At 47.5% G+C, this 14,994-nt stretch carries 12 protein-coding genes; 4 read left to right on the top strand and 8 right to left on the bottom strand.

Annotated features, from left to right (window positions below; translation table 11 throughout):
* The first annotated feature begins 155 nt into the window (after window positions 1-155).
* Genes rimP through NI465_RS03960 form a run of 4 tightly spaced genes read left to right on the top strand, consistent with a single transcriptional unit; the run spans window position 156 to window position 5,319 of the window.
* Window positions 156-680 (top strand): ribosome maturation factor RimP, encoded by a 525-nt coding sequence (rimP, locus tag NI465_RS03945; protein WP_004281103.1) that lies wholly within the window; start codon window positions 156-158, stop codon window positions 678-680.
* Between the two features lie 34 nt (window positions 681-714).
* On the top strand, window positions 715-2,199 hold the full coding sequence (nusA, locus tag NI465_RS03950; RefSeq protein WP_004281105.1) for a transcription termination factor NusA: 1,485 nt from the start codon (window positions 715-717) through the stop codon (window positions 2,197-2,199).
* 10 nt (window positions 2,200-2,209) lie between these two features.
* Window positions 2,210-4,915 carry a translation initiation factor IF-2 gene (gene infB, locus NI465_RS03955; protein ID WP_180086794.1) on the top strand — a complete coding sequence of 902 codons (2,706 nt, stop codon included), beginning with the start codon at window positions 2,210-2,212 and terminating at the stop codon, window positions 4,913-4,915.
* Entirely contained in the window at window positions 4,915-5,319 is a 405-nt protein-coding gene (locus NI465_RS03960; RefSeq protein ID WP_004281108.1) for a ribosome-binding factor A, read from the top strand. The genes infB and NI465_RS03960 overlap by 1 nt, the downstream gene beginning before the upstream one ends.
* Before the next feature lie 85 nt (window positions 5,320-5,404).
* Here NI465_RS03960 and NI465_RS03965 read toward each other — a convergent pair whose 3' ends face one another.
* The 8 genes from NI465_RS03965 to NI465_RS04000 form a co-directional block, all read right to left on the bottom strand.
* Window positions 5,405-5,806, bottom strand: a complete 402-nt coding sequence (locus tag NI465_RS03965; protein WP_005108489.1) for a Na+/H+ antiporter subunit G — start codon at window positions 5,804-5,806, stop codon at window positions 5,405-5,407.
* Between the two features lie 10 nt (window positions 5,807-5,816).
* Window positions 5,817-6,092: a monovalent cation/H+ antiporter subunit F gene (locus NI465_RS03970; protein ID WP_005108490.1), complete on the bottom strand. Its 276-nt coding sequence runs from the start codon at window positions 6,090-6,092 to the stop codon at window positions 5,817-5,819.
* Window positions 6,089-6,607: a Na+/H+ antiporter subunit E gene (locus tag NI465_RS03975; protein ID WP_253112238.1), complete on the bottom strand. Its 519-nt coding sequence runs from the start codon at window positions 6,605-6,607 to the stop codon at window positions 6,089-6,091. Before NI465_RS03975 ends, NI465_RS03970 begins: the two co-directional genes overlap by 4 nt.
* Window positions 6,607-8,415 (bottom strand): monovalent cation/H+ antiporter subunit D, encoded by a 1,809-nt coding sequence (locus tag NI465_RS03980; protein ID WP_253144385.1) that lies wholly within the window; start codon window positions 8,413-8,415, stop codon window positions 6,607-6,609. Before NI465_RS03980 ends, NI465_RS03975 begins: the two co-directional genes overlap by 1 nt.
* The gene (locus NI465_RS03985) at window positions 8,415-8,780 is read right to left on the bottom strand and encodes a Na+/H+ antiporter subunit C (protein WP_114541783.1); all 366 of its coding nucleotides are present in this window, start codon (window positions 8,778-8,780) and stop codon (window positions 8,415-8,417) included. Before NI465_RS03985 ends, NI465_RS03980 begins: the two co-directional genes overlap by 1 nt.
* A 4-nt stretch (window positions 8,781-8,784) precedes the next feature.
* Window positions 8,785-11,622, bottom strand: coding sequence for a monovalent cation/H+ antiporter subunit A (locus NI465_RS03990; protein ID WP_180086870.1), 2,838 nt, complete (start codon window positions 11,620-11,622; stop codon window positions 8,785-8,787).
* Window positions 11,623-12,058: 436 nt separating this feature from the next.
* Window positions 12,059-13,441: an ATP-binding protein gene (locus tag NI465_RS03995; RefSeq protein WP_253144388.1), complete on the bottom strand. Its 1,383-nt coding sequence runs from the start codon at window positions 13,439-13,441 to the stop codon at window positions 12,059-12,061.
* Between the two features lie 41 nt (window positions 13,442-13,482).
* Window positions 13,483-14,985, bottom strand: a complete 1,503-nt coding sequence (locus NI465_RS04000; RefSeq protein ID WP_253144390.1) for a UvrD-helicase domain-containing protein — start codon at window positions 14,983-14,985, stop codon at window positions 13,483-13,485.
* Between the last annotated feature and the right edge of the window lie 9 nt (window positions 14,986-14,994).

Below are 14,994 nucleotides of genomic sequence, written 5' to 3' on the forward strand. Positions count from 1 at the left end.
TGTGCATTAATTGGGGCGATTTACGCCCTTTTTTATTGGCTATCGTGTAGTGTCGACATTATTTGGTCAAATCTCCATGTTTCACTACTACTATAGTTTGTATTGGTTTGTAGTGGTCAAATAGATCATAAAATCGCACCAGATGACGAGAGTAAATGAAGCTATCAAATAAAACTCAAGCACTTCAGGACTTGATTGCACCAGCAGTTGAAGCCTGTAATGTAAACCTTTGGGGGATTGAATTCCTGCCACAGGGTAAATGTTCGTTATTACGTATCTACATCGACAAGCCAGTCGATGAGAGCGTTGCACCAGCAATCAATGAAGATGGTGAAGAAGAGCAGGGGCGTGGTATTGGCGTTCAGGATTGTGTGCGTGTCACGCAGCAAGTGGGCGCAATGCTGGATGTTCATGATCCGATCTCGGGTGAATATTCACTTGAAGTATCTTCGCCAGGCTGGGACCGTCCATTCTTCCAGCTCGAGCAGATGTCAGGCTATATCGGTCATACCGTAGCACTACGTTTGATCAGTGCGGTAGATAACCGTCGTAAATTCCAGGCCAAACTGGTTGCTGTCGATCTTGAAAATGAAATGATTCAGGTTGAAGTAGAAAAGCAACAGGTATTGGAGATCGACAGTCACAATATCGATAAAGCAAATTTGGTCTTCCAAGATTAATTTAATAAATAAAAATTTAACGAATAGGTGACGTATGGCACGTGAAATTCTGACCGTCGTTGAAACGGTTAGTAACGAAAAAGGTGTACCTCGTGAAGCGATCTTTGAAGCGCTTGAGCAAGCTTTAGTTGCTGCGACAAAGAAAAAATTCTACGAAGGAACACATTCGGAAGAAGCACGTTTACGTGTGGAAATCGATCGTAAAACAGGTGACTATCGTACTTTCCGTCAGTGGGAAGTGGTTGCAGACGAAGACCATGAAATGCCAGCTTGTCAGGATGCCATCTCTGATGTCGATCCGGCAAAATGGTCGATTGGCGACATTCGTGAGCTTGAAGTGGAATCGATTGACTTCGGTCGTATTGCAGCGCAAATTGCCAAGCAAGTGATCGTACAGAAGATCCGTGAAGCAGAACGTGCACTTGTAGCCGATGCTTACGAATCGAAAGTCGGCGAGCTGATCTACGGTGAAGTGAAAAAACAAACCAAAGACGGCTTTATCATTGACCTAGGTGACAATGCTGAAGCATATCTTGCTCGTGAAGAAATGATTCCGAAAGAAATCCTTCGTCCGAAGCAACGCGTGAATGCGATTCTATTCAATGTCAACCGTGAAGGTCGTGGGGCGCAGTTACAACTGTCACGTGCTAAACCGGATATGCTGATTGCATTGATGAAGAAAGAAATCCCTGAGATTTCTGAAGAAATCATTGAAATTAAAGCGGCGGCTCGCCAACCAGGTGTTCGTGCTAAAATTGCAGTGAAAACTAATGACCACCGTATTGACCCGGTGGGTGCTTGTATTGGTATGCGTGGTACTCGTATTCAGGCTGTACAGCAAGAGCTCAATGGCGAGCGTATTGATGTGGTAGTTTGGTCGGATGATCCTGCGCAATATATCGCAAGTGCATTGGAACCAGCAGATGTATCGAGTATTGTCATTGATGAAGATGCACGTACTGCAGACATCATTTTCGCAACCAGCGATCAGTTGGCACGTGCGATTGGTTCACAAGGTCAGAACGTTCGTCTGGCATCTGAATTGACTGGCTACAAGCTGGACATGATGCTGGAAGAGGAATACTACGCCCGTCAACAAAACGAAGCGCAACAATATTTAGACATGTTTGTTACCCGTCTGGATATCGCGGAAGATTTGGCGATGGCATTGGTAGAAATGGGCTTCACCTCGCTTGAAGAAATTGCTTATGTCCCTGCAGAAACGTTTGATGAAATCGAACTAGATGCGGAACTGGTTGAACTACTGCAAAGCCGTGCGAAAGAAATTGCACTTGCTGATGCATTACAACAGCAAGAGAACATACAAGCGCCAAGTGAAGAACTTGTTGCAATGGAAGGCATGACAGTAGAGATCGCGCAAGCGCTAGCAGCTCGTGGTGTGGTAACAGTGGATGATTTAGCAGATCAGGCGACTGACGATATCGAAGATATTGAAGGTTTGGGTGCTGAGAAAGCAGGTCAACTCATTATGAAAGCGCGCGAATCATGGTTTAACTAGGAGGTAGTATATGACGGACAAGTCGATTAAAGAGTTAGCCCTCAATGTGGGTCGTCCAGTTGAGAAGCTCCTAGAGCAGGTTCGTGAGGCAGGTTTACCACAGCGTAAAGCTGACGATATTATTACCACCGAACAACAAGACAGCTTGACGAGCCATGTGAAAAAGTCACAGGGTTCAGAAAGCCAAGCAGGGCAAATCACGTTGAAACGTAAAACGACTAGTACGGCTAAAGTAGCCAGTACTTCAGGTAAGGCGAAAACGATTAATGTAGAAGTTCGCAAGAAGCATACATTTGTTAAGCCGGATCCAGAACAGATCAAAGCAGAAGCATTGGCGAAAGCCAAGGCTGAGCAACAGGCCAAAGCTGCGCCTGAGCAGAATACAGCGCAAGCTTCTGCTGAAGCTCCAACAACTGGCGTAAATAACGCCAATAAAGCTCTAGAAGCGATGCGTGCTGCTGCAAAGCAAACCAGCGACAAGCAAGAAGTTTCTAAAGCGGCAGTTGTGGTAAAACGCAAATCAACCAACAAGCCGATTGTGAAGCAAGTTGTTAAACCAACTGAAACTGCTGAACAGAAGAAGGCGCGTGAAGCAGAAGCAGCAAAATTGAAAGCTGTTGAAGAAGCTGCACGTCGTAAAGCGGCTGAAGAAGCGCAGCAACGTACGCTTGAACAGATGCGTCAAATGGCGTCTAAGTACACCGCGGAAGATACCACTGCAACCATTCGTGTTGTGGATGATTCTCCTTTGGCTGCCGGCCTTGTTGGTCAGGCATATGAAGACTCTTTTGCCAAAGAAGACCGCGAAATCAAACGTGGTACGAATACGCCGAGCGCGCGTGCACCTAAAAAAGGTGGTCGTCGTGGTCAGGAAGAGCAAAGCTTCAGCAAACAGCCTAAGCGCGGTTTAAAAACTAGCCAGGGCAACAAGCACGGCTTCGAAAAACCTGTGAAAAAACAGGTTTACGATGTTGAAATCGGTGAAACGATTGTCGTTGCTGACTTGGCTGCGAAAATGGCAGTTAAGGTTCGTGAAGTGATTAAATCACTCATGAAAATGGGTGAATTGGTTACTCAGAACCAGGCGATTGATCAAGAAATTGCTGCACTTGTTGTTGAGGAAATGGGCCATAACCCGGTACTGGTTTCTGATACACAAGCTGAAGATAACTTGCTTGAAGCAGCTGAAGAAGCACGTGGTGCGCAATCTACGCGTGCGCCTGTTGTTACCATTATGGGTCACGTTGACCATGGTAAGACATCGCTGCTTGACCGTATTCGTCGTGCCAAAGTGGCTGCTGGGGAAGCGGGCGGTATCACACAGCATATCGGTGCTTACCATGTAACTACTGATAAAGGTATGATTACATTCCTTGATACTCCGGGACACGCAGCATTTACTGCAATGCGTTCACGTGGTGCGAAAGCAACAGATATCGTGGTTCTGGTTGTTGCAGCAGATGATGGTGTAATGCCACAAACTGCAGAAGCAATTGACCATGCACGTGCTGCAGGTACACCAATCATTGTTGCAATCAACAAGATGGATAAAGAATCTGCTGATCCAGATCGCGTTCTGAATGAATTGACTGTGAAAGAAATCGTGCCAGAACAATGGGGTGGTGACGTTCCAGTGGCAATGGTTTCTGCACATACTGGTCAAGGTATTGATGAACTTCTTGATATTATTTCGATTCAAGCTGAACTTCTAGAGCTTAAAGCATCGGAAGAAGGCGCTGCACAAGGTGTCGTAATTGAAGCACGTGTAGACAACAGCCGTGGTGCGGTAACGTCTATTCTGGTTCAAAACGGTACATTGAAAGTAGGTGATCTCGTTCTTGCCGGTTCATCTTATGGTCGCGTTCGTGCGATGACGGATGAAAATGGTCAGCGTATCAAATCTGCAGGTCCTTCGATTCCAGTGGAAATTCTGGGTCTTCCAGAAGCGCCAATGGCTGGTGACGAAGTTCTTGTGGTGAGCGACGAGAAGAAAGCACGTGAAGTTGCCGATGCGCGTATGGATCGTGAACGTCAAAAACGTCTTGAGCGTCAATCTGCAATGCGTCTTGAAAACATCATGGCGTCTATGGGCAAGAAAGATGTACCTATCGTGAACGTTGTGTTGAAAACTGACGTACGCGGTACCTTGGAAGCATTACACGTTGCACTTGCTGAGCTTGCGACTGACGAAGTTAAAGTACGTATCATCGGTTCTGGTGTAGGTGCGATCACTGAGTCTGACGTGACACTGGCTGAATCTTCAGAAGCAGTTCTACTCGGCTTTAACGTACGTGCGGACAACGCTGCGCGTCAAAAAGCAGATGCAGACAGTATCGACATTCGTTACTACTCAATCATCTATCAATTGATTGATGATGTGAAAGCAGCAATGAGCGGTAAGCTTGCACCAGAACATCGTGAAACGATTCTGGGTGTTGCACAAGTACGTGAAGTATTCCACTCAAGTAAGTTTGGTGCGGCTGCGGGCTGTATGGTACTTGAAGGCGTATTGCATCGTAACAAACCGATTCGCGTATTACGTGATGACGTGGTTGTGTTCCAGGGCGAGCTTGAATCTCTTCGTCGCTACAAAGAAGTGGTTGAAGAAGTTCGTGCCGGTATGGAATGTGGTCTTGCGGTGAAAGGCTATAAAGACATCAAAGCACTTGATAAGATCGAAGTGTACGATGTTCAATTGATTAAACGGAGTCTTTAATGGCGGGTAGTCAACGTCTGAAGCGTATGGCGGATACAGTACAACGCGAGTTGTCCGAACTGATCCGTCAGGAGCTGAAAGATCCACGCTTAGGTGGTCTGGTGACCATCTCTGCGGTGAAGGTGAGCCCAGACCTGGGATATGCGGAAGTTTATGTCACTGTGATGGGACGTGAACTTGGCGATGAGCAAAGCCAAGAGGCCAATAAAGAAACTCTGGATGTGTTGAACAAAGCATCTGGTTTCCTGCGCCACGAGCTGAGTCGTCGTATCAAAACCCGTATTACGCCTCGTCTACGTTTCCATTACGATAAGACCAATGCATATGGTAACTATATGTTTGGTCTGATCGCTGAAGCAGTGAAGGACTTACCTGAAGCTGAAGCAAAAAAAGATGATGAATAAGTCTTAGGACTAAAAAAGCCACCTTCGGGTGGCTTTTTTTATCTCTCTATTTTGAGATTTGGGAGAACTGGAATCGCTTGCTCAATTAATCTAAATCATCATTGCGATTGATTTTCTTTTCATAAAAGGTACGACGGCGTGAACGCTGCCAAGGCAGGGGACGTTCCAGCGTTTCCGGCACTTCGCCACTCAAAGAGCGTAACCGCAAATGCAATGCAGCCTGTGCCATCAGATTGGCGGATACCGGCGCAGTAATAAAGGCAAACAGGGTAATCAGCACTTCAGCAAAACCGAAACGGCCATACATGGCAGAGAAAATCATCGCCGCAATTAAAAAACTGCCGAGGCCCAAAGTACTGGATTTGGTCGGTGCATGCAGACGCATGAACAGATCGGGCAAACGCACCATCCCAATTCCGCCGACCAGCATAAAGAAAGCACCAATCAATAGAAAAATCGACACCAGTATTTCTAAAATTAAAGACATTTAAAAACTCCTAGTCGATGACATGGCCAGTGGTAAAATAACGCGCCAAGGCTGCGGTAGAGACAAAGCCCAGCATCGCGACCAAGAGAGCGCCTTCAAACAGAAAGGTGCTGCTCCAGTAAATGCCTAAAATCACCACCAGGCAGGTGGCATTCAGAAACAGGGTGTCCAGTGCCAACAGGCGGTCAACAATAGAGGGACCGGTAATCAGACGGATCAGACACAGTAACATGGAGATGGTGACCGCACCCAGACAAATCAATAATGCATAAGGTAGAATCGTCATGCTTTTTCTCCTGATCGTGCATTAAAAATCTCAATGAGCGGGCGTTCATAGCGCTGCTTAATTAGCTCGATTTCGGCCGCTTCATCATCTGTGCTTAAGGCATGCACCAGAATATCACCACGATCCTGGTCAATCCCTGCAGATACCGTGCCCGGTGTGGTGGTAATAATCATCGCCAGCAAGGTGTTGACTTCTTCATGTTCGGTATCTAAAGGCACACGGAACCATTTCGGATGCAGGTTCTTGGTTGGACCAAGCACCAGTTTTGCGACTTTAATATTAGCTACGACAATATCCCAAACTACGACGAAGAACAGGTGCAGGGCAGGAGTCCACTGGATATTGGGGGTATAGTCAATAAAGGGTTCGACCATACGTGGAATGATGACTGCGAGTAGCAAGGCCATCAGTAGGGTTCCAGCGTCCAGGCTGTGTGCCAGTAAAACCCAGCTCAGTCCCACAATTACAGAAACCAGCGGATGTGGGAACCAGCGTTGAAATAATGATTCAGCCATTAAGGTCCCTCCGCCGGTTTAAGTTGATTATCATCATATTCGGTCTGTTCAATATGCTGCTGGTCAATCTGGCGTTGCTTGAATTCTGAAATATGTTCACCTTTCAAGGTCGCTTCTGAAATCACATAAGGAATCAGATGCGCATTAGGATCTATCACCTCACCACCATATTTGGTTTCTGGCAAATACTTCGGATCGAATGGCTGCACGCTAATAAACTGACCTTCTGCATCTGGTTTTAACAGTGCGGCTTCATAGACCGAATTTTTTTTGATCTGTTCCGCAGTCTGATAATTATATTGATAAATCGGTCCGGCAAACACCACGTAGGCGGTTAAGCTCGCGAGCAATATATAAATCACCCGGTCATTGCGTGCCGGCGCTTTACTCGGCAGGGCTTCATATTTATGAAACTCTTCAGAATCAAGATCATCTTCAGGTCTGCTCGAACGCCAGAACAGGATAAAACCGACCCGGGTAAAAGCCAGAATACTGAGAAAACTTACCAGCAAAATGGTCAGGATAATAATCATCTGATAATCTGAATTAGCAGAAGCCTGCAAAATAAAGATTTTACCGAAGAATCCACTAAACGGTGGCAGGCCTGCCATCATCAAGGCGATGATGAAATAGACAATCGAAACCAGCTTGTTCTGTTTCATCAGTGGGGCGATTTTAAAATGATCTTTAAATTCGCCACGCTGTGAGGTAATCCAACCCGACAGAATATAAAATGCGGCCGCAATCAGGGTACTGTGTACCAGGTAATATAGCGCACCCGCCCAAGCCGCAGTATTATTCAGGCCAATGGCCACCAAAATCGTTCCGACTGAAGACAGCACCATAAAACCGACAAAACGGCGCAGACGTTCGGTGCCAATCGCACAGATCACCCCATAGACGGATGTGACCAGGCCAATCACTAGCAGACAGTTCATCAGAATCTGATGGCTATATTCATCATCAAAAACCGTGCCGTTGATCCGCAAAATCGCATAAACCCCGACTTTGGTCATGATGGTAAAGAGCGCGGCAACAGGAGTCGTGGCTACTGCATAGGTTTTGGGTAACCAGAAACCCACCGGCAGCATTGCTGCTTTGATTCCAAACACCACAAACAGCATCAAGCCACCAGCAACCGCCAGTTTATGCTGATCTTCTGCAAGGGTTGGCAGCAAACGGGCCACATCAGCCATATTCAGGCTGCCGACACTGCCATAAATCATCCCGAGTCCAATCAGGAACAGCGCAGACGCCAGCAGGTTAATGGTGACATAGTGAATTCCCAGCTGAAAACGTGCCTTACCTTGTCCATGCAACAGCAGTACATAAGACGCCATCAGCAAAATTTCAAAGAATACGAACAGGTTAAACAAGTCACCGGTTAGGAATGCACCAGTCAAACCCATCAGCAGGAAATGCACCATGGCATGGAAATAACGGCCGCGTAAGTCCCATTCTTTGCTGGCATACCAGACCACAGGCAAGGCGAGCGCATAGGTCAACACCAGCATCATGGCCGAGAGCTGATCCAGCACCAGCACGATCCCGAATGGTGCTGCCCATTCGCTGAGGGTGTATACGCTGATTTGGCCCTCGCTGCTGTTTATCAGATAGCTAACGGCAATGATCAGGCCCAAGATTCCCGAGAGATGGCTGATACCACGACGCCAAGGTTGACGCCAGTCCGTGATCAGAGAGCCTGCACCCGGATTTCCCAAAAGTACCAAGGTAAAAGCGGTAAAGGCCGGCAAAAGAATGCTGAAAATAGGAGTATGTTGAGTCCAGAAATTGAGAAGATCAGTCATTAAGGCTCATCCTCACGTGGATCAATCTGGGGGATATCTTCTTTTGAGTCAACGTGGTCTGTTCCTGATTCGTAGCGGCTACGCAGTGCCAGTTGGACAATAAAGGCAGTGGTGGCAAAGCCAATCACGATGGCCGTCAGCACCAGTGCCTGAGGTAGAGGGTCAGTCACATTCGCGGCTTCGGTTAATACTGCAGGCGAATTCATCTGAATCCGGCCCATGGCAAATAAAAACAGGTTGACCGCATAACCAATCATGGCCAAGCCCAATACCACCGGGAAGGTACGGGCACGCAGGATCAGATAAATGCCTGTGGCTGTCAGCAGGCCAATCGCAGAGGCTAATAAAAATTCTAAACTGATCATTCTATTATCCTCTTGGTACGGGGCCAGTCATGCTTGAGTGACGTGAATCGCCCAAGACCGAAATCATCAGCATGGTCGCACCGACAACAGTGACATAGACGCCGACATCAAACAGTGCAGCCGAAGCCAGATGCATTTCTCCAATGATGGGCGGAGAGACATAAATATGTGCACTGGTCAGGAATGGACGTGACCAGAACCAGGCCGCGATTCCGGTCAACCCTGCAATCGTTAAGCCGATCCCGATCCAGATTTCATACAGGCGACCGGATTTGGCGCCAAGCAACTGTTCGGTTTTGTCCTGTCCCACTGCAATATATTGAATAATAAGTGCCAGTGAAGTCACCAGTCCGGCAATGAATCCACCGCCCGGCAGGTTATGGCCACGCAAAAAGATATACAGGCTGACCACTAGCGCGACCGGCAAAATCCAGGATGCAGTAATACGCAACATCAGCGGGGAAGGATTAAAACGATAGGTCAGGCCTTGGGTCATGGTGGTACCATGCGCACGCATGCCATCCATCAAGCTGAGTACACCAATTGCGGCAATCCCCAGGACGGTAATTTCGCCGAAGGTATCGAAACCACGGAAGTCGACCAGAATCACATTCACCACATTGGTTCCGCCGCCCAGAGGAATGGACTGTTGCAGGAAGAACCATGAAATGGAATTGTGATCACGGGTCATGATCAGCCAGGCAATTGCCGCAATCCCGAGACCGCCGCCCAAGGCAATAATGGCATCGCGCCAGCGACGGGTCGGGCTCGATTCATATGGGGTTAACTGCGGCAGTAAAGATAAACTCATCAGGAGCAGAACCGTGGTGACCACATCGACCGTAATCTGGGTCAGTGCCAGATCGGGCGCCGAAAAGCCGATAAAGACCATGGTGACGACCAGACCGACTGCACCGCTAATCAGTACCGCTTTAATCCGTTCATGATGGAACCACAGCAGCATCCAGCAAGCCGAGAATAGCAGTAACCACAAGATAATCGCCAGGGCAGGAGCATGGGTCAGCTCGCGCGTACCCGTACCCACCGCATTGCTGAGTAATGGGAATCCCACCAGGCCGACGGTAAAAATCACAATCCATAATAAATAGCTTTGTAATTTGCCATTTTCAGTGGCACGGCGGAAACGACGTGAATTCAGCAGCAAATTTTTCAAAAATAGATCGAACAGTATCCGGCCCTGTAAGCGGCCCAGTTTTGGATCCAAGTCGATTTCACGTAAGGCGCCACCTTTGGCGAGAGAAAAGTAAAAGATTATTCCGCCGAGCAGAGCAATCACACTCATCAGAAGGGGCAGGTTGAAACCATGCCAAAGCGCCAGATGAGTGCCTTCAAAGGCAAAATTCTGGGTGGTGGCTTGAGTGGTGCTATTGACAATTTTTTCCACCAGAAGAGCGGGCAATAGACCGACTAAAATACATAAAATTGCTAACAAAGTGGCCGGTGCGCGCATACCAAACGCAGGTTCATGTGCATCTTTATTCGGGACCTGCTTGCCTAACGGACCATCGAAAAAGACCCCATGCACCAGTCGAATGGAATAAGCCACCGCAAAAATCCCGGCCAATGTTGCGAAAATAGCGGAGCCGACCATAAGTGGACCACTCAAGCTGGCGACCAGTTCGGTAAAGAACATTTCTTTGGACAGGAAACCATTGGTCAACGGTACACCCGCCATGGATGCTGCCGTGATCATGGTCAGTGTTGCGGTAAAGGGCAGTAATTGCCACAAGCCAGACAATTTACGTAAGTCACGGGTACCGGATTCATGATCGATGATGCCGGCAATCATAAACAGTGCCGCTTTAAAGGTGGCATGGTTAATAATGTGGAAAATCGCTGCTGCAACAGCCAATGGTGAACCAATCCCGAGCAGACACATGATCAGACCTAAATGGCTGATGGTGGAATAGGCGAGCAAACCTTTCAGGTCTTCCTTAAAAATGGCAAAGAAGGAGGCCATGCACAGGGTAAACAGACCAACAAAGGTCACAATATTATGAAACAGTGCAGCGCCGGCAAAGATCGGGAGCAAACGTGCGACCAGGAATAAACCGGCTTTGACCATGGTGGCCGAGTGCAAATAGGCAGAGACCGGTGTCGGTGCAGCCATGGCATTCGGCAACCAGAAGTGGAACGGGAACTGCGCACTTTTGGTAAAGGCACCAAGTAAAATCAGCAACAAGGTTGGAACAAATAAATGATGGGACTGAATCTGCTCAGTCATCGTCAGGATTTGGTCAAGCTGATAAGTGCCGGTAATTTGACCAAGCAGGACAAAACCGCCCAGCATCGCCAGACCACCCATTCCGGTAATGGTCAGGGCCATACGCGAACCACGTTGCGCCGCTTCGTAATTGCTCCAGTAACCCACCAGCAGGAAAGATGAAATACTGGTCAGTTCCCAGAAAATCAATAAGATAATCAGGTTATTCGACAATGAAATTCCGAGCATCGCCGCCATAAATAGCATCAGCAGGAGATACAGTTTGCTCAGTGAATTTTTTGGATTGAGATAATAATAGGCATAAATATAAATCAGTGTACCAATTCCGCTGATCAGCAAGGCAAACAGCAGTCCCAGAGAATCCAGGCGAAAACTGAAATCGATGCCGAGCTGGGGCAGCCAGGACCAGGTCTGGGTAATCACTGCACCATCAAATATGGCGGGCGCCTGACTCAATAATAATAAGAAACTGCTGAGGCTGACACCAATTGCCCCTAAAGCCGTTACCCCGCGCGAAAATTGCTTCAGCCACGAGACAAGGGTTGTGCCTAATACTAACGGTAACAATATAATAATCGGCAGCACACTCGTATCCATTGTCATGATTTAGGTTTTGATCAACCTAAGGTGAATCTTTATCTTTCAAGGATTACAGGACCACAAGGAGCGACCCAAACTTCTCAATCTTGAAAGCCAAAAGAATATTCAAAAAGAATATAAAACAGTTGTATTGCGCAACTTATAAACGATAGCAAATTCCGATTTTACAATGAAATTCGCAAATAAAACCGATCATATTACAGGATAACAACAACATCAACGTTTTTATGTGGAACTTATAAATTATACGCCGGCTCGGTTTTAACAGGCGCTGCATGCTTAAACAGATCATCCAGAAGTGACCGAAAATTAAGATTAAATTGCAGGCATTGATTGTAAATTTGACTCAAAACAGTTCAATCCTAGTAAAAACAGAATGCTGGAAAAGGCTCCCTTATTGACTCAAACAATCGCGCTTATTTTTTGAATCTGTTTAGAGCGACTGAGGTAGCGTCGGATGGTACTCCTGAGTAAGTAGGGCCAGCAGTTCCTGCTGTTGTTCGGGATTTAACTGTTGCTGAATCATTTGCAATACTGCAAGCGGTGTGATGGGTTCGGTGACCGTTTCCAATAAAGTATCTTCGGGCGAGATATCTTTATTTCGCTGCAGTTCCAGCTCTGCGTAGATCTGATCAAACTGGGTTTTCATACTTTCAAGATGAATGGGGTGCAGCTGTTTATTTTCCAGTTTCAGACATTGAAAGCCTTGCGCCTGTTCCAGTAATTCAGGCCGGTTGCCGGTCGCAATAATCTGCAAGTTAGGAAAAGCCTGATGCAGGCGTGACAGGATCACTGCTGCCATCTCCTGATCCAGTTGATGATCAATTGCATCAATCAACAAAACGCCTGTACCTTCCTGACACGGGAATAAACTGTTGGTATTCAACAGACAAAGCCGCCGTACAATGTCACCCACCAGCGCAATCCAGTTGCGGATACTGTTGGGCAGTTGCTGGAACGTGAAAGTTTGTTGCTGATAGGTCACCATCAATTGCAGCTTGGGCTGGTATTTTAAATATATCTGGCTGACTTCTGGCAGGACCAGCGACAGGGCCTGTTTTAAAGCGGTGAGATTTGGCGCATGCAGATGTGCCTGGGCTTTCTCGATCTGCCGGGCCAGTTTATCTCCCCCGATGTTCTCAGGCTGCTGCAAGGCACGCGCCAAAATCTGGTTCATAACCTTGGTACTTTGCGCATTTTCAATATCACTGATTTCACGAAACCATTCAAAAAAACGGGCAAAGGTGGTGAAAGGAATTGCAGCTATTTCATAAGCATGTGCGGACTGGAGAATGGCCGGGTTATTTTTGCTGAGCAGATTGACTTCATTGGTAAAGCGTTCAGCCGGATAATAGGCAATTAGCGGCAAACCGAGCAGGGGATCGTGCAAGCGGGCTTTGTGATACAGGCTGAGCACGCTCTCAAGCTGTGAGGTTTCTGCTTTGCTAAAACCCAGACCCTGACTGTTTAGGGTCTTGTAGATTTGCCATGAACAGCTTTGTAGGTTCGCAGGCTCAGACTGACTGGATTCTGGCAAGCTGCCCATCTCTTCAGGAAAACCAATCCGGATGTCAATTTTGGATTGCAGCCGGTTTTGCATGATGTCCTGATCTTGCATCACCAGACCTGCAGCACGGCTGTCGCGATAACGGGCTGCAAACCAGGTCAGTGCCTGATAGCTAAAACGTAAAAGCGTAGTTTTGCCAGTTCCCTGATTGCCCAGAATCAAGGTGGCCGGGCATTGCGGATAATTAAACTGAAGCTGAATGTCGGAAAAATGCAGTGTGTGTTTCAGTTGAAACGCTTGGATGTGCATAGATCACCTGTCCCATGATGTTTACATCCATGCCATGCACTTTAACCGACTGCCTGCCGAAGCGACTGCGGCATCTTGATTTTCAGTTGCTGAATTAGGTCATAAATGTGATGAATATTTAAACTCACTTTAGCACGTGTACAGGCCACGTAAAGTAATCTTAATTCTTCATCACTAATTTTATGGTCTTTTTCATTCAGCTTAAACTGATAGTCATCTTCAATATGAACCCGATCCCATTCCAGACCTTTGGCCTTGTGTGCCGTGGAAATAATATAGTCGGCCTGGGCAATTGGTGTGATTTTAGCCAGAGCTTTTTTCAGCGGATCGGTGCCATGTTCGTCCACCAGTTTGACCAGTGGCTTGATGTCACTGCCTTCATTAGTTTCACAGTATTCATGGACATCATGCCAGGAGTTGAACCAGGCCAGTTCCGGCACATCAACCACACGTTTGCCCTGTTTCAGCATGGCAGCCGCATCGACAAAACGATTCAGTTTGACGTGATCGGCTTGCAGGCTGACTTTATCGCCACGAACTAAACCCGCTAATAACAATTCCATTGCACGAGCATTGGTCCGGCATAAAATTGCATCGCGCATTTTGGTATGCGGTTTATTCACGACTTTAGAGTCTAATTGCGGATTGCCGAGTAAAGGCACAGTTTCATTTAAGGCACCTAAAATGGCATTGGCATTCAGGGCAATTTCAGGACCAAAACGAAATGAGGTGGTCAGGCGCGATTCAGGTAAGGGCAGTTGCTGCATGGCATTGACTGCGCCACGCCAGGCATAAATCTGCTGATGCGCGTCTCCGACATAAATCACCTGGGTGCTGCGCTGTTTCAGTAGAATTCCCAGCATTAAGGGATCGGCATCCTGAGCTTCATCGAATAGTACATAATCGGCCGGGATATTTGGCTCGGACAGCGCCCAGAGCTTCAGATAAATGTCATGACCGATGCCGGCCTGATGATTTGGATCAATCGACTCTAGCCAGCGTCGTTCGACTGCCGGATAAAGTTTCTGCTGTAAAGTCTCGATATCATCCGGATGCAACCAGCTCGGCGCCTGAATATGCCGTGGGGCAGGGTATTGCGAACTGGTCGAGCAGAAATAACCAACAGCATTGGCGACCAAGCTTGCCAGACGCGAAGGCATCAAGACATATTTTTCATAACGCCCACCCATCATACGGCGCATCGTCATCGGTTCAAGCCGGTATTCTTTGGCAATAAAACTTGGACTCAAGCGTGGCAAGCGCAGTTTGTCAGTGACTCCACGTGGAACACTGCGAAACGCCAGCGAGTGAAAAGTACGGCAATCGACACCCCGGTGAAACTTGGCCTGCGCTTCACTGGCAATGGCCTTGTTAAAAGCCAGATACATGCCACGTCTTTGTGGCATGGCATCACTGATCATTTGCAGGGTAGTGGTTTTACCTGTGCCCGCATAGGCAATCACCTTAAAGGATTTACCCAGACGTGCGTTATCAATGGCAGTGGCCTGCTCATAGGTCGCGGTCGGTTTTTTTAAATCAGACACAGATGAATT

Origin of the sequence: Acinetobacter lwoffii, assembly GCF_024129855.1 — a bacterium.
GTDB lineage: Bacteria > Pseudomonadota > Gammaproteobacteria > Pseudomonadales > Moraxellaceae > Acinetobacter > Acinetobacter lwoffii_L.